Annotated in this window: 12 protein-coding genes; 8 read left to right on the forward strand and 4 right to left on the reverse strand. The window is 40.2% G+C overall.

Translation table 11 applies throughout. The features are described from left to right. Positions 1 to 10: 10 nt before the first annotated feature. The 7 genes from H5160_RS13510 (at position 11) to H5160_RS13540 (ending at position 11,161) form a co-directional block, all read left to right on the forward strand. Positions 11 to 409, forward strand: coding sequence for a thioesterase family protein (locus H5160_RS13510; protein ID WP_002958811.1), 399 nt, complete (start codon positions 11 to 13; stop codon positions 407 to 409). Between the two features lie 363 nt (positions 410 to 772). Then, positions 773 to 1,747, forward strand: a complete 975-nt coding sequence (locus H5160_RS13515; RefSeq protein ID WP_182737749.1) for an aldose epimerase family protein — start codon at positions 773 to 775, stop codon at positions 1,745 to 1,747. 187 nt (positions 1,748 to 1,934) lie between these two features. Then, complete coding sequence (locus H5160_RS13520) at positions 1,935 to 4,682, forward strand: TonB-dependent receptor (RefSeq protein ID WP_149601976.1); 2,748 nt, start codon at positions 1,935 to 1,937, stop codon at positions 4,680 to 4,682. Between the two features lie 192 nt (positions 4,683 to 4,874). Continuing rightward, positions 4,875 to 6,401 carry a tryptophan halogenase family protein gene (locus tag H5160_RS13525; RefSeq protein WP_182737750.1) on the forward strand — a complete coding sequence of 509 codons (1,527 nt, stop codon included), beginning with the start codon at positions 4,875 to 4,877 and terminating at the stop codon, positions 6,399 to 6,401. 12 nt (positions 6,402 to 6,413) lie between these two features. Next, positions 6,414 to 7,175: a SapC family protein gene (locus H5160_RS13530; protein ID WP_182737751.1), complete on the forward strand. Its 762-nt coding sequence runs from the start codon at positions 6,414 to 6,416 to the stop codon at positions 7,173 to 7,175. A 53-nt stretch (positions 7,176 to 7,228) separates the two neighbouring features. Then, the gene (locus H5160_RS13535; protein WP_182737752.1) at positions 7,229 to 8,707 is read left to right on the forward strand and encodes an SLC5 family protein; all 1,479 of its coding nucleotides are present in this window, start codon (positions 7,229 to 7,231) and stop codon (positions 8,705 to 8,707) included. A gap of 321 nt (positions 8,708 to 9,028) precedes the next feature. Then, a complete protein-coding gene (locus H5160_RS13540; protein WP_182737754.1) occupies positions 9,029 to 11,161 on the forward strand; it encodes an alpha-galactosidase in 2,133 nt (710 codons plus the stop codon). 160 nt (positions 11,162 to 11,321) lie between these two features. Here H5160_RS13540 and recG read toward each other — a convergent pair whose 3' ends face one another. The 3 genes from recG to asnC are packed head-to-tail and all read right to left on the reverse strand — an operon-like array spanning position 11,322 to position 14,648. Next, complete coding sequence (gene recG, locus H5160_RS13545; protein WP_182737755.1) at positions 11,322 to 13,403, reverse strand: ATP-dependent DNA helicase RecG; 2,082 nt, start codon at positions 13,401 to 13,403, stop codon at positions 11,322 to 11,324. Positions 13,404 to 13,461: 58 nt separating this feature from the next. After that, the gene (trmH, locus tag H5160_RS13550; protein ID WP_007580009.1) at positions 13,462 to 14,148 is read right to left on the reverse strand and encodes a tRNA (guanosine(18)-2'-O)-methyltransferase TrmH; all 687 of its coding nucleotides are present in this window, start codon (positions 14,146 to 14,148) and stop codon (positions 13,462 to 13,464) included. Between the two features lie 41 nt (positions 14,149 to 14,189). Beyond that, positions 14,190 to 14,648: a transcriptional regulator AsnC gene (gene asnC, locus H5160_RS13555; protein WP_024595831.1), complete on the reverse strand. Its 459-nt coding sequence runs from the start codon at positions 14,646 to 14,648 to the stop codon at positions 14,190 to 14,192. A 197-nt stretch (positions 14,649 to 14,845) separates the two neighbouring features. On the opposite strand from asnC, the gene asnA reads away from it, so the two are divergent. Further along, positions 14,846 to 15,841, forward strand: coding sequence for an aspartate--ammonia ligase (gene asnA, locus H5160_RS13560; protein ID WP_182737551.1), 996 nt, complete (start codon positions 14,846 to 14,848; stop codon positions 15,839 to 15,841). Positions 15,842 to 15,880: 39 nt separating this feature from the next. Here the strand turns inward: asnA and H5160_RS13565 are convergent, their stop codons facing one another. Continuing rightward, positions 15,881 to 17,488, reverse strand: coding sequence for a DUF342 domain-containing protein (locus H5160_RS13565; protein WP_182692454.1), 1,608 nt, complete (start codon positions 17,486 to 17,488; stop codon positions 15,881 to 15,883). Between the last annotated feature and the right edge of the window lie 135 nt (positions 17,489 to 17,623).

Genomic DNA, 17,623 nt, shown 5'->3' on the forward strand with positions numbered 1-17,623 from the left:
TTGGATTTTTATGTTTATTGAAAAAGTGATGCCGCGCTTTAGCGAAACAGATGCACTCGGACACATCAACAATACCGTACTCCCTGTATGGTTTGAAGTCGCGCGTGGACCTATTTTTAAGTTTTTTACACCGGACTTAAATCCACATGATTGGAAATTGATTATCGCCAAAGTTGAAGTGTCGTTTGTGGGCGAATTATTTTATGGCCACGAAGTGACCGTAAAAACCTCTGTAGAGCATATAGGCACTAGCTCTTTTACACTTAGGCAAGAAGCATGGCAACACGATAAATGCTGCGCAATAGGAAAAGCTGTGATGGTGAGGTACGATTTTATTGCTAAATCAAAGCAAGCGCTTAGCATTGACGAAAAAGCGGCGCTTAACGAGCATATTTACCAAGGGAGTTAACCTTACAAAGCTTATATTTTATATAAGCTCATGCTGAGCTGGATTAGTGTAAATAAATAATGGCAGCTGTAATACCTATCCTCAATAATACTTAATCAATTTGAGGGATTAAATCTGACGATAACTGCGTTAAAAATTTCTGATATAGAACAACTAAATAACGAAATTTTTGCCTTGTTATCAACACGATTTTCTTTCCTCAAAATAGATCACTTAATTAAGTGAAGAGGTATAAATTTTTGTCGAGAAATTTTAACGTATTTAGATTGAGTTGCAGGCTCCAATTATATACTATTTATATTATATATTGTTGCGCCGTTATAACAGGAAATGTTAATTCGGTAATTTGATTGGAGTATGCGTGTGACATCTATTGCCAGTAACCAGCCTTTACAAGTTATTCAGCTCAGTGATGGTGAGAATTTAACAGCTGAAATTTTACCGTTTGGCGCAATAATAAAAAGCATTAAATTTAAAAAACAAGAAATGACGCTTAGCGTCGATGACCCTAAATACTATCTTGAAAACCCATTTTACTTAGGCGCTACAGTAGGTCGATACGCTAATCGTATTGCAAAGGGGCGTTTTAGCTTATCTGGTACGCAGTATCAATTAGAGGCAAATAACGGTCCTAATAGCCTACATGGCGGTGTTAAAGGTTTTAATAAAGTACTTTGGCAAGTAACCAAACAAACTGAAAGTGAAGTTGAGCTTTATTATTGCTCGCCCGACGGCGAACAAGGTTTCCCCGGTGAGTTGCAGGTTTGGCAAACTATTAGCGCTAAAAACGGCGAGCTTACTCTGCACTTTAAAGCGCTAACCAATAAAGAAACGCTCGTTAACTTTACTAACCATTGCTACTTTAATCTTGATGGCAGTGAATCAATTAATGAGCATCTTGTTCAAATTAATACCGATCGTTACCTTCCTATTGATACAACTAGTATTCCACTTAATGAAGCCGCTTTAGTTTGCGGTACCTGCTTTGACTTTACTAAGCCAGCTCAAGTTGGTAAGGCATTAAGCGTTGTTCATCCTCAGTTAGAAGCTGGAAATGGCTTTGATCACTGCTATATTTTTAATGATCACAGCAGTTTAAAGACGATGGCTACATTAACTTCGCCACACACGAACGTTAGTTTAACCCTTAAAAGTACGCAGCCTGGCATGCAGCTTTATACCGCAAACTTTGTTGGTTCGCCTTTTAAAGCACGGCAAGCTTTGTGTTTTGAAGCGCAAAATTGGCCAGATGCGCCAAATCGTGAAAATTTTCCAAAGGCTAATTTATTGCCAGCAGAGAAATACGAACAGGTTATTATTTACGCTTTTTCTGAGTGAATACAGCTCTTTAATGTTAATTAAAAGAAAATCAAAAGAAAATATACGGTAATTAAATGCTATCCATAATTAAGGAAAAGGTTGCACTTTTTGCCGGTTTAAAGTATTTATAATATAAATAGTATTTGAAACTATACGCACTACCACAACGACACAACGACTACACACAATCAGGAGTTTTTAAAAAATGATAATTAACAATAAGTTATCGTTCAACAAGAAAACCGCGCTCAGTATTGCTATCACTGGTATATTGGCAAGCGGAAGCGTTGCAGCTCAAGGCGCTGAAGGCAATACGCCTACAGTAGTAAATGAAGATGTTGAAGTTATCGCAGTAACGGGTATCCGCAGCAGCTTACGTTCATCAATGTTAGATAAAAAAGCATCTAATGTTGTTACAGACGGGATTAAAGCAGAAGATCTTGGCAAATTTCCTGATTTAAACGTAGCAGAGTCTCTGCAACGTATTACAGGTGTAGCAATTGACCGCAGTGGTGGTGAAGGCCAAGCGGTAACTATTCGTGGTTTTGGTCCACAATTTAATACTGTACTTGTTAATGGTCGTCAAATTGCGACAGACAGTGCAGGTCGTGAATTTAATTTTGATGTATTAGCGGCAGATCAAATCACCGGTGCTGATATTTATAAAAGTAATACAGCAACGCTTCAAGAAGGCGGCATTGGTGGTACGGTTAACGTAACTACAGCACGCCCTTTTGATTTTGGTGGTTTACATATTTTAGGTTCAGTTAAAGGTATGTACGAAAGCCTTTCTGAAGAAGTATCTCCATCAACATCATTTTTAATAAGTAATACGTTTAACGATGACAAGCTAGGTGTGCTTTTTGCCATCACTAATCAACAACGTAAACTTCAAAATAACCAAATTTTAACGGCAGGTTGGCGCGGTGGCCAAACAATATCTAACCCAACTGATGGTGTATTGTTTGAAAATGCCTACATTCCACGTAACTGGGACCAAGTAGTTGATGAGCAAGACCGTGAACGTACAAACGCAAGTTTAGTACTTCAATATGCACCATCTGACGATGTTACGATTACGGTTGATGGAATGATTTCAAAATTTGAAGTTGATTCGTCAGTGCGTGATTTAGCATCTTGGTTCGAACCAGACCGTGTAGGCAGCGCAACAATTGATGCTGAAACGGGTACGCTTTTAACTTTCTCTCAAGAAGTTGGCTTAGGCGCACCAAGTGGCGACCCTGCAAGCGACTTTGTATCACATACACGTAACTCACGTGACGTAACTAATAAAGCATTTGGTATTAATGTAGATTGGCAAGTAAACGAGTCACTAAAAGCAAAATTTGATGTATCTCGCTCAACAGCTGAAAACGACCGTGCAGGTAATGATCGTTTTAACGTAGTGGGTATTATTAACAGCTATACTTTTGACGGTACAGGCAGCATTCCTACCGTACAGCATGATGGCTTTGAAAATGGTTCATTGCCAGATCCAAGCCTAGCGCGTCTTCACTACAACGAAATTGGTAATCAATTTACTGATGAAGATGAAATCACTGAAGTAAAAGCCGATTTTGAATACGTGCCAGATAAAGGCCCAGTAGAGCGTATTAACTTTGGTGCTTATCGCCAAGAGCGTGAAAAATCTAGCTTCCAAATTTTTGGTAGCCAATGTCAATTTTGTGGTTACGGTACACAAGCACCGCTTGATGAAATTGATTTTGAAGCATACACAGCGAGTAATTACTTCCCTGGTTTGATCGATACATTTTATAGCTACGATGGCGATAAAATGCTTGATTACTTAGCCGATCAAGGTTTCCCAGTAGAGCCAACGCTACAAAATAACCGTTACACAATTAACGAAGACATCACTAGTTTATACATGGACTTTACGCTTGGTTTTGATTTAGCTGATATGCCAGTAACCGTTAATATGGGTGCTCGTTACTCAGAAACTGATATTGAAGTTGCTGCAATACAAAGCTTTATTAGCGATGTAGTTCCAACTTCAGATGCGACATTGTTTGCTAACGTATTTGGCCCTGCGACTAATATTGAACAAGGTACTAGCTACTCAAACTTACTACCGTCTTTCAACGTTAAGCTTGAGCTACAAGATAATATGATTTTACGTTTTGCCGCGTACGATAGTATTACTCGTCCAACTATGTCTCAGTTATCTCCAGCAACAAACTTTAACGAACCACGTCGTCAAAACTTAACGGCAAGTGGTGGTAATCCAGCACTTAAACCATTCCAATCAGAAAACTGGGATATCTCTTACGAGTGGTACTACAACGATGCTAACTTATTTAGCTTTGCAGTATTTAGTAAAGAAGTTGACGACTTTATTGTTACGTTAACGGGTGCAGAAACATACGAAATGTCTGACCGTTCAGGTCCTGATTTTGCGTGTACTACATGTACAGACCAAACAGATGACGAACTTATTGGTAGCTCAGAAGTTTACACTGTAAGCCGTCCTCAAAATGGTGAGTCTGCAACCGTAACAGGCTTCGAAGTGGGTGTTACTCACATGTTTGAAAATGGCTTTGGCTTTATTGCCAATGCGACTGTTGTGAATAGCGATATTAGTGTAGGTGATGATACAACTCAAACATTTGCACTTGAAGGTTTGGGCGATTCACAAAACTTAGTATTGTTTTATGAGCAAGACAACTGGCAAGCACGTGTTGCATTTAACAACCGTGAAGGCTTTTTACGCTTAGTTGATAACGGCTTCAATGGTGAACCAGTGAACGTAGAAACGTACGGCCAGTGGGATATTAGTGCAAGCTACGATATTAACGAAAACTTCACTATTTTTGCAGAAGGCATCAATATCACTGAAGAAGAGTTAGTACAAACAGGTCGTTTTGCTAACCAAATTTATTCAGTGGAAGATAATGGCTCACGTTACGCGTTTGGTATTCGCGGATCGTTTTAATTAATGTTTGAGGCGAACTTCTCGCCTCTTGTTTCATTGCAGCACATTAGTGCTAATACCAATTAGGTTAATTTAACAGTAATGTATATTAGTTAACCTAATTGGCTAAAATGAAGCCACATTAAATCCAAATGCCCTACCGGGCATTTGTTGTATAAAACGTTATCAAAGATACTCAAAGAGTAGTCCATTATGAATAAAACAATAAAAACAATCGCAGTAATTGGTGGCGGCACAGCAGGATGGTTGAGCGCTGCAATTATAGCTTCGTATCACCAAGGTAAAAATGGTGATGGCTTAAAAGTGATGTTGGTTGAATCGTCAGATATTCCAACAATTGGTGTAGGTGAAGGTACCTGGCCCACGATGAAAAACACACTTCAGCAAATAGGTTTGCGTGAAGTTGATGTATTTAAAGCCTGTAACGCTACCTTTAAGCAAGGTGGTAAATTTGTAAATTGGACGCACGGCAACAACGACTTTTACTACCATCCATTTACTGTACCGCTAGGCTACGGCCGCATAGATTTAGCCCCTTATTTAGATAATGTTGAAGACTTTGCACAGCAAACTAATTTTCAACATGATATTTGCGAAGCAAGCTTAGCCCCAAGAGGTATAGCGCAAGGTGAATATCAAGGTAACTGTAATTACGCTTATCACTTAGATGCCGGCGCTTTTGCAGAAATGCTTAAACAACATTGTAAAAGTAAGCTTGGTGTAGAGCATATTATTGGTACTGTTGATCAGGTAAAACTTGATGACGATGGTGCAATAAATGAGCTTACTCTAAAAGATCAAACCCGCTTTATAAGCGCCGATTTATTTATAGACTGTACTGGTTTTTCATCATTGTTATTAGGCCAAGCGCTCAACGTACCGTTTAAAAAAATGGACCACGTGCTATTTAACGACAGCGCACTGGCGATGCAAGTCCCTTACGATGAAAACGATGACTCCTTAGCCAGCCATACCATAGCAACAGCGCAAAACGCTGGATGGATTTGGGATATAGGTTTAACGCATCGCCGTGGTGTAGGGCATGTATATTCAAGCAAATTTTTATCAGACGATGAAGCAGAGCAAAACTTACGAAACTATTTAGGCGATGCAGCAAACGGTTTAACTGCCCGTAAAATTAGCTTTGAGTCGGGCTACCGTGAGAAGTTTTGGCATAAAAACTGTGTTGCAGTGGGTATGTCAGCAGGGTTTGTAGAGCCGCTTGAAGCAACCGCTATTATGCTTGTTGAAATTTCAGCACGCTTTGTAGCAGAGCACATGCCAGCAGATACACAAGTAATGCCTATTGTAGCTAAACGCTTTAACGAGCAAATGGACTACCGCTGGCAGCGCATTATCGACTTTTTAAAGCTCCATTACATGCTAACCAAGCGTCCAGAACCTTACTGGCAAGCGCATGTACATCCGGACACTATTCCACAAACCCTGCAAGAAGATTTACTGCTTTGGGGAAGCCGTGGCCCGCTTATTCAAGATTTTCATGGCGCATTAGAGTTATTCCCAGCCGCCAGCTACCAGTACGTTTTATATGGTATGGGCTTCAAACCAGACTTTACTAAACAGGCTTATTTGTATTCACAAGACGCGCAAGCCAAACAAATAATTGAACGTAACAGCCAGCTTACACAGCAGATGTTGCAAACTTTGCCGCCACACCGCGCTTATATTGAGCAGTGGTTAGCGGCTAACCCAGTTTAAGGATGTGTAACTATGGCTATTAGTGAACTCGTAAACACTAAACACCAAACATTAAAAATCAACCCTAATGCAGGTGTTGAATATGCAAAAACGCAGCATTTAGTTAATTTAAGAGCTAACGAAGTGGCAAAAGCTGCATGCGACTTACCTATATTTTTAGCGCGAAATGCGCAAAACGGCAGTTATACCGTATCGGGTTTAACAAGCTTTAGTGCTGGGCAAAGTTTATTGGTTAATAACAACCAGTGGCAGGCGCTTTACACACCGGTATGTATACAAACTCACCCTCTTTATTTAATGACCCGTGAAGCAAATAGCAGCGACTACTTTATTGCGATTGATGATCAAAGCTCAGCCGTAAATACGCAGCAAGGCGAGGCACTATTTGATGCTAAAGGTAACCCAAGCTTATTTTTAAATTCACAGCAAAAGCTACTTGAGAGCGATTTAAAAAATGATTATCAAACGTATCAATTTACCCAGGAAGTAGCGCGCTTAGGGCTTATTAAAAACATAGATATTGTATTGCAGTTTGAACAAGGCGAAACCCAAACTATTCAAGGTTTGAGCAGCGTTGATGAAGATAAACTGCAAACTTTAGATAGCGATACCGTTGCAAACTTACACAAGCAAGGTTACCTAAGTGTGCTTAACAGTATGCTTATTTCACTGTTTCAGTTAAATGCATTGGTAAAGCTGCACAACCAACGTCCCGAACTTATGCCTTTAAAGCAAATTAAGTTAGAACTAAGTCGAGATGCGCACGCGCTGTAGCGTGCACTTTTTTATTACACAGACATTGCGCGTAACGCGTAGGAGACACACACATGTCAGATAACATTTTACAGCTGGTGGTTTTTGTTTTTGTCACCGCTTTAATTGGTGGCCTTACTTATTGGAAATGCCGAGGCCAAAATCGTAATAACGGACAAAGCCAAACCAAAGAGTATTTTTTAGCGGGCGGTGGCCTTACTTGGATGTTTGTTGCAGGTTCAATAACACTTACTAATTTAAGTACCGACCAACTAGTAGGTATGAATGGTAACCAAATGGCTTTACTAGTTTGGTGGGAGCTTGCAGCAATTATAGGTTTGATTATTTTAGCCAAAGTGTTTATTCCTGTTTATTATAAATACAACTGTACAACGACCACAGAGCTTTTAGAAAAGCGCTATAACAACAAACATATTCGCGCTGTTATTGGGGGATTATTCTTTTTAGGTAATGCACTTATTTACATGCCAGCGGTAATTTACTCAGGTGCGCTGTTTATGCAAACCATGTTTAAGGTTGATATTCCGCTAATGTATATTGCCACCGCATTTGCCATTGTAGGTGCTATTTATGCGTTTTTTGGTGGTCTACGTGCAGTTGCAGTGTCTGATACTTACAACGGTTTACTGGTACTGGGTATGGCTGTTTTAGTGGTATTTTTAGCACTAAATGCGATTGATTATGACTTTACGGGTATTCCTGAGGAGCGCTTAACACTCATAGGCGATACTGACTCACCTATTCCATGGCCAACACTTTTAACCGGTATGATCTTTATTCAAATGTATTACTGGGGTACTAACCAAACAATTACGCAACGAGCCATGGCTGCTCCTAATGTTAAAGAAGCGCAAAAAGGTATATTTGCCGCAGCGGGAATTCGTTTTTTAATCGTCCCTGCCATTGTGGTATTACCGGGTATCATTTCGTTTAAACTTTACGGCGATATTGGCGACGCTGCTTATGGTCGAATTGTAGGTGATGTAATGCCAGCATGGTTAACCGGTGTGTTTGCAGCGGCAATGGCAGCCGCTGTACTCTCTACTTACAACAGCTTATTAAATTCAGCTACAGCACTATACGTGTGTGACATTCACGAAGCTTACTTTAATAAAGAGCCAAGTGTTGTAAAGCTAAGCGGTTACGTAACATTGCTACTAACAAGCTTAACACTGGTACTTGTACCAATTTACCAGCAAGCAGACAGTATTATTAACTTGCTACAGCAATTAAACGGCTTATTAAGTATGCCTATATTCTCAATTTTTGTAGTGGGCTTATTATTTAAAAATGTTGATGCACGTGCAGGTATTGCAGCAGTAATTTTAGGTGTTGTAATGTACGGCATGCTTACGTTTGCAAACTCACCACTACATACTGACATTCATTACATTCATTTAATGCCAATTACACTGATTGTATGTGTAGCTTTTGCATTGATAGTAAATAAAGTGGTATTTGGTTTGAATGCGCAGTGGGCAGGTAAAACACCGGCACTTGATGACGCAGGACAAGTACAAGTACAAAAATAGATTGTAAATAGTTTAAGCTGACAAAATCGGTCATGGGGCAACTCTGGCCGATTTTTTATATATATTAAAAGCAATAACAGAATTTTAAAGTAAAGGTTAGTTTAATAACTTTTATTACAGTGGTACTTCCAGTGAGTTTATCTGACTATTTGCGATGTAAAGACTATCAAAACCTAATTTGTATGATATATACTATTATTATTGAGTGTCACCATCTGATAGATTGTGGCTCAAGCAAAGAGATACATTTAGTAAATAGTGTAGCTTACTAATTTTCGTTATATTTATAACTCACACAATGAACAAGAGGATAGGAAAATCATGGCCGACACTAAATCATTTTATCGATTAGACAGTGTAAACAGCACCGTTATTTTCGACTGCCAGAGCAAAACACCGGCGTTACTGTACTTTGGTAAACGCCTATCTGAGCAAACAACAGAAACAATGCTTACTCAGCTTGCTACCCGTCAAGAGGTAAAATGTGCCGTGGTTGAAGAAGCGCCTATTTCTCTATCTCCTTTATTAGGCGAAGGCTTTACTGGCGCGCCAGGGCTTGAGCTAGTAAATGATTCAATCGCATGGTCAGTTGGGCCAGAGCTTCAAGAAGTGCGTCAGCCTTCAAGTGCGACTGTTGAGTTTGTAAGTGTAGATAAGCTTCGTGGTATTGAAGTCGTGCACAGCATTACGCTTGACAACAACAGTGACGTACTAAGTGCACATACTGTATTAACTAATTTAGGTGACTCACCACTGAGCGTTAATTTTTGCGCCGCGCCAACATTTCAATTGCCAGATAGCGTAAGCAAAATAGTGAGCTTTGAAGGTCGTTGGTCAAACGAATTCCAGCGTCAATCTGTTGATTTAGTGCTTGGGAGTTTTGTACGCGAAAACCGTAAAGGCAAAACATCACACGATGTGTTTCCTGGTTTATTAGTGCATAACGAAAATGCAGGCGAGCAACACGGCGAATGTTACGGCTTTCATTTAGGTTGGAGCGGCAACAATAAACTACGCGCAGAGCTTTTAGCTGAAGGTCGTCGTTATGTACAAATGGGTGAGCTATTACTTCCTGGTGAGCTTACGCTTGCTAAAGGTCAAACGTATCAAAGCCCGAGCATTTATGGCTCGTTTTCAAGTGAAGGTTTTAGTGCGCTTTCTCGTAATTTCCATCGTTTTGTTAAAGCTAATTTACTTAGCCAAGCTCAACGTGAAAAAGCGCGCCCTGTGCATTACAACACGTGGGAAGGTATTTACTTTGATCACGACGTAGACACGCTTAAGCAACTAGCCGACAAAGTAGCGCCGTTAGGTATTGAGCGTTTTGTACTTGATGATGGCTGGTTTAAAGGCCGCCGTGGCGACAATGCAGGCTTAGGTGATTGGACAGTAGATTACAAAATTTACCCTGATGGTTTATCGCCAGTCATTGATCATGTTAATAGCTTAGGTATGGAGTTTGGTATTTGGTTTGAACCAGAAATGGTTAACCCAGATAGTGATTTATACCGCGCGCATCCTGATTGGGTTTTAGGCTCAGAAAATAACGAGCAGTTAAGCTTTAGAAATCAGCTAGTACTTGATTTAACGCGCTCTGAGGTTGTTGAGTACCTATACAAAGCGATTGACGATATTTTAGTTGAATACCCAACTATTAAGTACATTAAATGGGATATGAACCGCGATATTAACCATGCGGGTAATTTTGATGGCAAGCCTGCTGTGCATCAGCAAACATTGGCACTTTATCGTTTAATTGACCGTATTAAAGCGGCGCACCCTGGTCTTGAAATAGAAAGCTGTTCGTCAGGTGGTGCACGTGTAGATTACGGCGTACTTGCACACACAGATCGTGTATGGACGTCAGATTCAAACGATGCGCTTGATCGCCTTGAAATACAGCGTGGATGTTCGTTCTTCTTTCCATCGTCGGTTATGGGTGCACATGTAGGCCCGCGTGATTGTCATATTACAGGGCGTAATGTAAGTATTGAAATGCGTGCTGCGGTATCAATGTTTGGCCACATGGGAATCGAAATGGACCCACGTGAACTGACCGATCACGAATACAATGCACTTAAAGCGGCAATAGCACTTCATAAAGAGCATCGTGAGTTTATTCATGCTGCCGATTTATACCGCCTAGATAGCGACGATTTATCAATTAACTTTGGTTTAATTGATGCGCAAAAAACAAAAGCGTTATTTGCCTATAACAGCGTTCGCGAAACACCGCGTACAGCGCCTAATAAGCTTCGTTTTGTTGGCCTAGATTCCGATGCGCAGTACACACTTAATTTAGTGTGGCCGGTAAAATTTGAAGAGTATCGCCCATCTTCTATTGCTGCGGTAAATGGTCAAACATTTACAGGTGAAGCGCTAATGCAGTTTGGTTTACAAATGCCAATTTCATTCCCGCAAACATCGCTTATATTTGAGCTTAATAAAGCTTAAATTTAACTAAGAGAAGTAAAGGGCGAAAATCGCTTTTATGCTGCTCTATTGAGATATCAGAAGTCAGCTCTATATTGTTTAGAGCTGACTTTTTTATATCCTTAGTAAGCTAATTTAGTAAATTAACTTAGTAAACTCAAAAATATAGAAAATAGAGTGGTTACGCTTGCGCGTAATTTTGCTTATTACCCAACCAACGTTGAATTAGCGGGTCAACAACCTCTGGGTGTTGCTTAAGCATTTGCTGTGCAATCGGTCTAACTTGGTTGAGGATGTGCTTATCGCGGGTAAGATCGGCAATTTTAAACTCGGCTAACCCTGTTTGTTTTGTACCGAGTACTTCACCAGGGCCACGAATTTCTAAATCGCGCTCTGCTATCACAAAGCCATCGTTACTATCGCGTAGTACACCTAATCGCTTTTGAGCGGTATGAGACAGTGGTGCGTGGTATAAAAGCACGCAATGCGATGCAGTAGCGCCACGGCCAACTCGCCCACGTAACTGATGCAGCTGTGCTAAGCCTAAGCGCTCAGGGTTTTCTATAATGATTAAGCTCGCATTAGGGACATCTACACCAACTTCAATAACCGTCGTGGCAACTAAAACATGTATATTACCTGCCTTAAACTCGCTCATAATGGCTTGTTTTTCAGCTGATTTCATTCGCCCATGTACTAAGCCTACGTTTAGCTCTGGTAGCGCTTCTTTTAACTGCAGCGCGCTGTCTTCGGCGGCTTGGCATTGCAGTACTTCAGATTCATCAATAAGTGTACACACCCAATAAACTTGGCGGCCTTGCTCGTTACACGCTAATTTAACGCGGGCAATAATATCGTCTCTGCGAGTATCAGGAAGTGCCACTGTTGTGATTGGCGTACGCCCAGGTGGCAGCTCGTCAATCACAGAGGTTTCTAAGTCGGCATAGGCGGTCATGGCGAGTGTACGTGGAATGGGTGTTGCGGTCATGACTAGTTGATGAGGGTAACAATCACCAAACTTACCTTTTTCACGCAGTAATAAACGCTGGTGGACACCAAAGCGATGTTGCTCGTCAATAACAATAAGCACTAAGTTATTAAACTTAACTTCATCTTGAAATAAAGCGTGAGTACCTACAATCATTTGCGCTTCACCAGAGGCTATTTTTTCAAGTGTTGCTACGCGCTCTTTGCCTTTTGTTTTACCGCCAAGCCAAGCAACTGTTATACCTAGTTGATTAAACCACTTTGTAAAATTAACACCATGTTGCTCTGATAAAATTTCAGTAGGAGCCATTAAAGCGACTTGAAAGCCCTGCGCAATGGCTGTTAGTGCACTAAGTGCTGCTACTAGGGTTTTACCAGAGCCTACATCGCCTTGTACTAAACGCATCATGGGATACGCGTGTTGCATGTCACCTTTAATTTCAGCAACTACGCGGCTTTGCGCATTTGTGGGTGCAAAAGGAAGTTGCTCTAAAAATTGGCTTTCTAATGTGTTTACCGGATTTAATGCCACGGCTTTAACTTGTTGCCCTTGCTCTCGCACTTTTAATAAGCTGAGGTTTTGAGCAAGTAACTCCTCAAATACAAGGCGCTGTTGAGCAGGGTGAGTACCTTGCTCTAATGCAGCTACATCAACATTATTTGGTGGGCGGTGCAGTAATAATAAGGCGTCACTTAGCGGCATATTTGATGGCTGCCACTGTGAAGGCAGTAGTTCTTCTACTGAGTATTTATTTAGTAAATCAATAGCTTGCTCGCTTAAAGCTCTAATCGATAGTTGCTTTAAGCCTTCGGTTGTTGAATAAACGGGCGTTAATGTTGTCGCTACCGGCTGCTCGTTAGAGGTATCGCTGATGCTGTATTCAGGATGACTCATTTCAAAGCCAACACGGCCACGGCGCACTTCACCAAAACAACGTATTATTTTACCAGCGCTAAATGCGTTTTTTTGTGCAGCGGTAAAATTAAAAAATCGTAGTGTTAGCCTGCCAGTACCATCATTGATTTGGCAAACAAGCATGCGCCTTTTTCCAAACGTGATTTGGCTTGTTTCAATTGTTGCTTCAACACTCACGTGGCTATGTAGTGACAACTCATTAATCGCGTATAAGCGAGTGCGATCTTCATAGCGAAGTGGCAAATGAAAAAGCATATCTTGCACAGTTAAAATACCTAGCTTTAACAAACGCTCAGCCATTTTTGGGCCGACCCCTTTGAGCTCTGTAATTGGGTATTGATTTAAGCTAGGTTTAGACAAATTATATCAATCTTATTATTTGTGAATAAGTTAAGTGTACTTACAGAGCTTTAGTCCATCAAGTATGTTTTAAAGCTTGCCAAAATTGCTCGTCAGCGACTATTTCGCCGTTTTCATCAAGTGCAGGATAAGGTAATTTTTTTTGTTTACACTGCCTTGCGATAATAGGGTGGCAGCCTTCAAAGTAGAGTGGATGTTTAACTTCGGCGCTCAACATATCTCTATTATATAAACCAGCCAGCTCGCGTTGGCGCTGTGCTTCAAACAATATTAGCGCAGCAGCAACTGAAACATTTAGCGATTGCACCATGCCTTGCATTGGAATAATAATATTTTGATCGGCATATTCTAGGGCTTTTTCTGAGATCCCTGTTTTTTCTTGTCCAACAATAATAGCCGTTGGCTTGGTGTAATCTACTTCTCTAAAATCAACGGCATCTTCTGATAAGTGAGTTGCTAATATTTGTATTTCTGGATTGCGTTCACGCATTGCAGTAACAGCATCATCAATATTTCTATGTAAGTGCGTCTCTAGCCAGTTTTTACTGCCACCTGAGGTATTATTTGTTAGCCATTTTTGCTTTTCAGGCCATACAGCATGTACGTGATGACAACCAACCGCATCAGCACTTCGTACTATTGCAGATAAGTTATGGTGTTTGTGCACGTCTTCTAAGCACACGGTTAAGTCTGTTTGACGGCGCGAAAGTACGTCTTCGATTCTTTGATAGCGAGTTTGCTGCATGGTTATCCTCTTTTTTCGGCAATTATACGAGATTTTTGCAGTTAAGGCATTACCGTACGGCTAATTGGATTTTGTAGAGAAATCAGTGTTTCTGTTGATTGAATGGCTTCTATTGCCTGTATTTTATTAATCAGCACATCTTGTAAGTGATCAATAGATTTTGTCATTACCTTTATAAATATACTGTAGTTACCTGTTGTGTAATAAGCCTCTACCACTTCCTCCAATGCTTCTAGCTTTATAAGTGTTTGTGGGTAATCACGTGCGTTATTTAAATTAATACCTATAAAACAACACACATCGTAGCCTAGCTGTTTAGTATTAATCGTTAATTGGGTGCCTGTAATGATTCCTGCTTGCTTCATTTTTTCAATTCTTACGTGAATTGTCCCAGCGCTTACATTAAATCTTTTTGCTAATTCGGCGTACGCAGTACGGGCATTTTCCATTAATGCATGAAGTATCTGTTTATCGAGATTATCGATTAAATAATTTTCCATTATATTTTTCTCATAAAATTATCGAATATATGATTTTTATACCACTTAATTGATGGTTTTAATATGTTAAAGCTATTTTTATTATGGGATATTGAATTAATTCATCAAATCGTTACATTAACCTCATTAAAGGCGCTCATTAGGGCGCTTTTTATCAATTAAGCAAGTAACAATAACTGGGAATGAGGCCAATTATTATGAGTTCACACTATGTGCAGCAACAGCAGCAAATAAGTAAAGTTAAACAATTTTTTTCACAGCAACTAGAAACCCAACTTGGGCTGGTTGAGGTTCAAGCCCCTATTTTGGCTAAAGTAGGTGACGGCACGCAAGATAACTTAAGCGGCCATGAAAACGCAGTTGCTGTAAATGTAAAAGCGATTACAGATAGCCGCTACGAAGTGGTGCATTCATTGGCTAAGTGGAAACGTAAAACACTCGCTACTTATGGCTTTGGTGTTGGTGAGGGTATTTACACTCAAATGAAAGCTTTGCGCCCAGATGAAGATTCATTAAGTCCTATTCATTCTGTATATGTAGATCAATGGGATTGGGAAAAAGTAATTAACGAAACCACAGAGCGTTCGCTGGCAACACTAAAGCAAACTGTTCAATCTATTTATAAAGGGATAAAAGAGACGGAAGCTTTTGTAAGAGAGTCTTATGGTTTGACGCCTTTTTTACCGGACGACATTAAGTTTGTGCACAGTGAAGAGTTACGTAAAATGTACCCTGACTTTAGCGCTAAACAACGCGAAAAAGCCATTGCACAAGAATATGGTGCTGTATTTTTAATTGGTATTGGTGGCGCGCTTGGTGATGGCAAAATCCATGATGTAAGAGCCCCAGATTACGATGATTGGTCTACGCCGACATGTGAGCAATACATGGGTTTAAATGGTGATATTTTAGTATGGAACCCAGTGCTTGAAGATGCATTTGAAATTTCATCAATGGGTATACGCGTAAGTCCTGAAGTTTTAAAAGCGCAGTTAAGTACAACTGGAGATGAAGACCGCTTAGAGTTTGATTGGCATAAAGCGCTACTACAAAGTAAATTTCCGCAAACAATTGGCGGTGGAATAGGGCAGTCGCGCTTAGCTATGCTCTTGCTACAAAAGCAGCATATTGGTCAAGTACAAGTGGGTGTATGGCCGCAGCAAACACATGCTGAGGTAAGCGGTTTACTTTAAATGTGAATAAATTTGAGTGCTCAATAGAGCACTCAGTTATTAGCTTGTTTTGAACTCTATTTCAATTTTGTTATTCAAAAGCTTAACGTTGCACGGAGGGTAATTGCGGATTGTTTTAAGTACTTTATCAAAAATATGAATCTCTACACCTGAATGCAAAACAGAATTTACCGCTAAATTAGCGTCGTTAAGTAAATCGTGTAAGTCGTGATCTAAGTTTGAAAGACGTTTTTCTAATTGCTCTGCCTGCTCACAATAATGCTTTTGAGTAGCACCAATTTTAGTAATTAATAGTTTTTTCTTTTCGGCATCTTTCACTAAATCAGTTTTTTCTAGTGCTGCTTGCAACGTGTCTAGCTGTGCATCTGTTTTAGCTAAGTCTTTAAAGCAATTATCAGTATCAGCGGTTATTTCGGCGCCAGAAGCCGCTAGGTTAATAATCATTTTAGCGCCTGATTCATTCCCTATTTCGCCAGCAATGAGGGTCGTTGCATCGAGTATTTCGCCACCAAATATTTTTCCCTTAGGTAAGTCGGATTGACCAACTTGCAGTAAGCGTTTAGCTTTCATTACACAGTGGCTTGTTTGGCGATCAATAAAAATATTATTTGCTTCTAGGTAGCAATACTGTGAATGGGATACGTGAATATCACCTCGTGCAATAAGCTTACAAGACAGTGATTGTTCGTCGGCTTTTTGATGGCCAATAATGCCTTGTTTAACGGTGATGTTTCCGCCTGCGGTAAGCTCTCCTGATTCAACAGTGCCAAATATAGTAATATCGCCTTTGGCTGTTACTTTCATTCCAGGGTCTATATTGCGGGTAACAATAACACTGCCTTGAAAGTCAATGTGGCCGCTTTTTACGTTTACATCTGAAATGGTAAAAATATCGTCGACACGCATACCATTATTAATTTCAACCGGAACACCTGCAATAGTAGAGACTAGTTCAAGCGGATTTAGCTTTGATATTTCGGTGCCTTCGCCTGCTACTAATTGTTTATTTTCTCCGGGTTTTGCGGGCAGTATGTCACCTATTACGGTGAAGCCTTCTTTACCAGGGGTTGCTGGTTGTTGGCGAATAAGCACAGAGCCTGGCTCTACGCTTGCAAGCTTGCCAAAGTCGCGCATATCCACGCTGCCATCTTCTTTGAGCTTGGGGGTTTTTAAACGGTCTTTTAAAGTCTCTACGGTTGTTATTAGTTTAGTAGCCAAACCATCACTTGGTAGTCTGCCTTTAGCTAATACTCCCTTAACGACAGAACCCGCTGTATGTTCAAACTGTTTTTGCAGTAGCAACTCTAAAAATGCTTGCTTATAGCCACGCACAATTCCTGCTTTAACGAGTTGTTTTTTTGCATCTTCTAAACTTAATAATTTTCCGCCTTGGGCAAGGGTTAGCTCGCCAATGGCCAGCATTTTATCGTCGCTAATTGTTACATTTAAAGTGGCATTGTGTTTTGTTGCTACAACCAGAGTGTGTTGTGTGTTTTCGTTTTTAAAAAAATCATTAATAGCGTCATGATCTATTTTGCAGTCGCAAAAAGCTGACTTTTCGAGAGCCTCTAAAATAAATGCAGCGCTGGGAGGAATATGTTCTTTTACATCAAGTAAAACATTTCCATTGTTGGCAAGCTTAAACACGAGTTAATCCTTTTTTACTACTTAAGTTAAGTTTGTTTTTTAAAACACAACTACAGATTGCTAGAAATTTACATTTGAGTCAAGAAGTCACAGAGAACGAAGTGCTAAGAGAGAAAGAAAGGCTATAGAGAGGCT

This window comes from Pseudoalteromonas sp. SG43-4, assembly GCF_014164325.1.
In the GTDB taxonomy this organism is placed as follows: Bacteria; Pseudomonadota; Gammaproteobacteria; order Enterobacterales; family Alteromonadaceae; genus Pseudoalteromonas; species Pseudoalteromonas distincta.

Bases quoted from the DNA above. Each gene is read 5' to 3' on its own strand.
- H5160_RS13510 (WP_002958811.1), top strand. From the start codon at position 11: ATGTTTATTGAAAAAGTGATGCCGCGCTTTAGCGAAACAGATGCACTC.
- H5160_RS13520 (WP_149601976.1), top strand. From the start codon at position 1,935: ATGATAATTAACAATAAGTTATCGTTCAACAAGAAAACCGCGCTCAGT.
- H5160_RS13525 (WP_182737750.1), top strand. From the start codon at position 4,875: ATGAATAAAACAATAAAAACAATCGCAGTAATTGGTGGCGGCACAGCA.
- H5160_RS13530 (WP_182737751.1), top strand. From the start codon at position 6,414: ATGGCTATTAGTGAACTCGTAAACACTAAACACCAAACATTAAAAATC.
- H5160_RS13535 (WP_182737752.1), top strand. From the start codon at position 7,229: ATGTCAGATAACATTTTACAGCTGGTGGTTTTTGTTTTTGTCACCGCT.
- H5160_RS13540 (WP_182737754.1), top strand. From the start codon at position 9,029: ATGGCCGACACTAAATCATTTTATCGATTAGACAGTGTAAACAGCACC.
- trmH (WP_007580009.1), bottom strand. From the start codon at position 14,148: ATGCAGCAAACTCGCTATCAAAGAATCGAAGACGTACTTTCGCGCCGT.
- asnC (WP_024595831.1), bottom strand. From the start codon at position 14,648: ATGGAAAATTATTTAATCGATAATCTCGATAAACAGATACTTCATGCA.
- asnA (WP_182737551.1), top strand. From the start codon at position 14,846: ATGAGTTCACACTATGTGCAGCAACAGCAGCAAATAAGTAAAGTTAAA.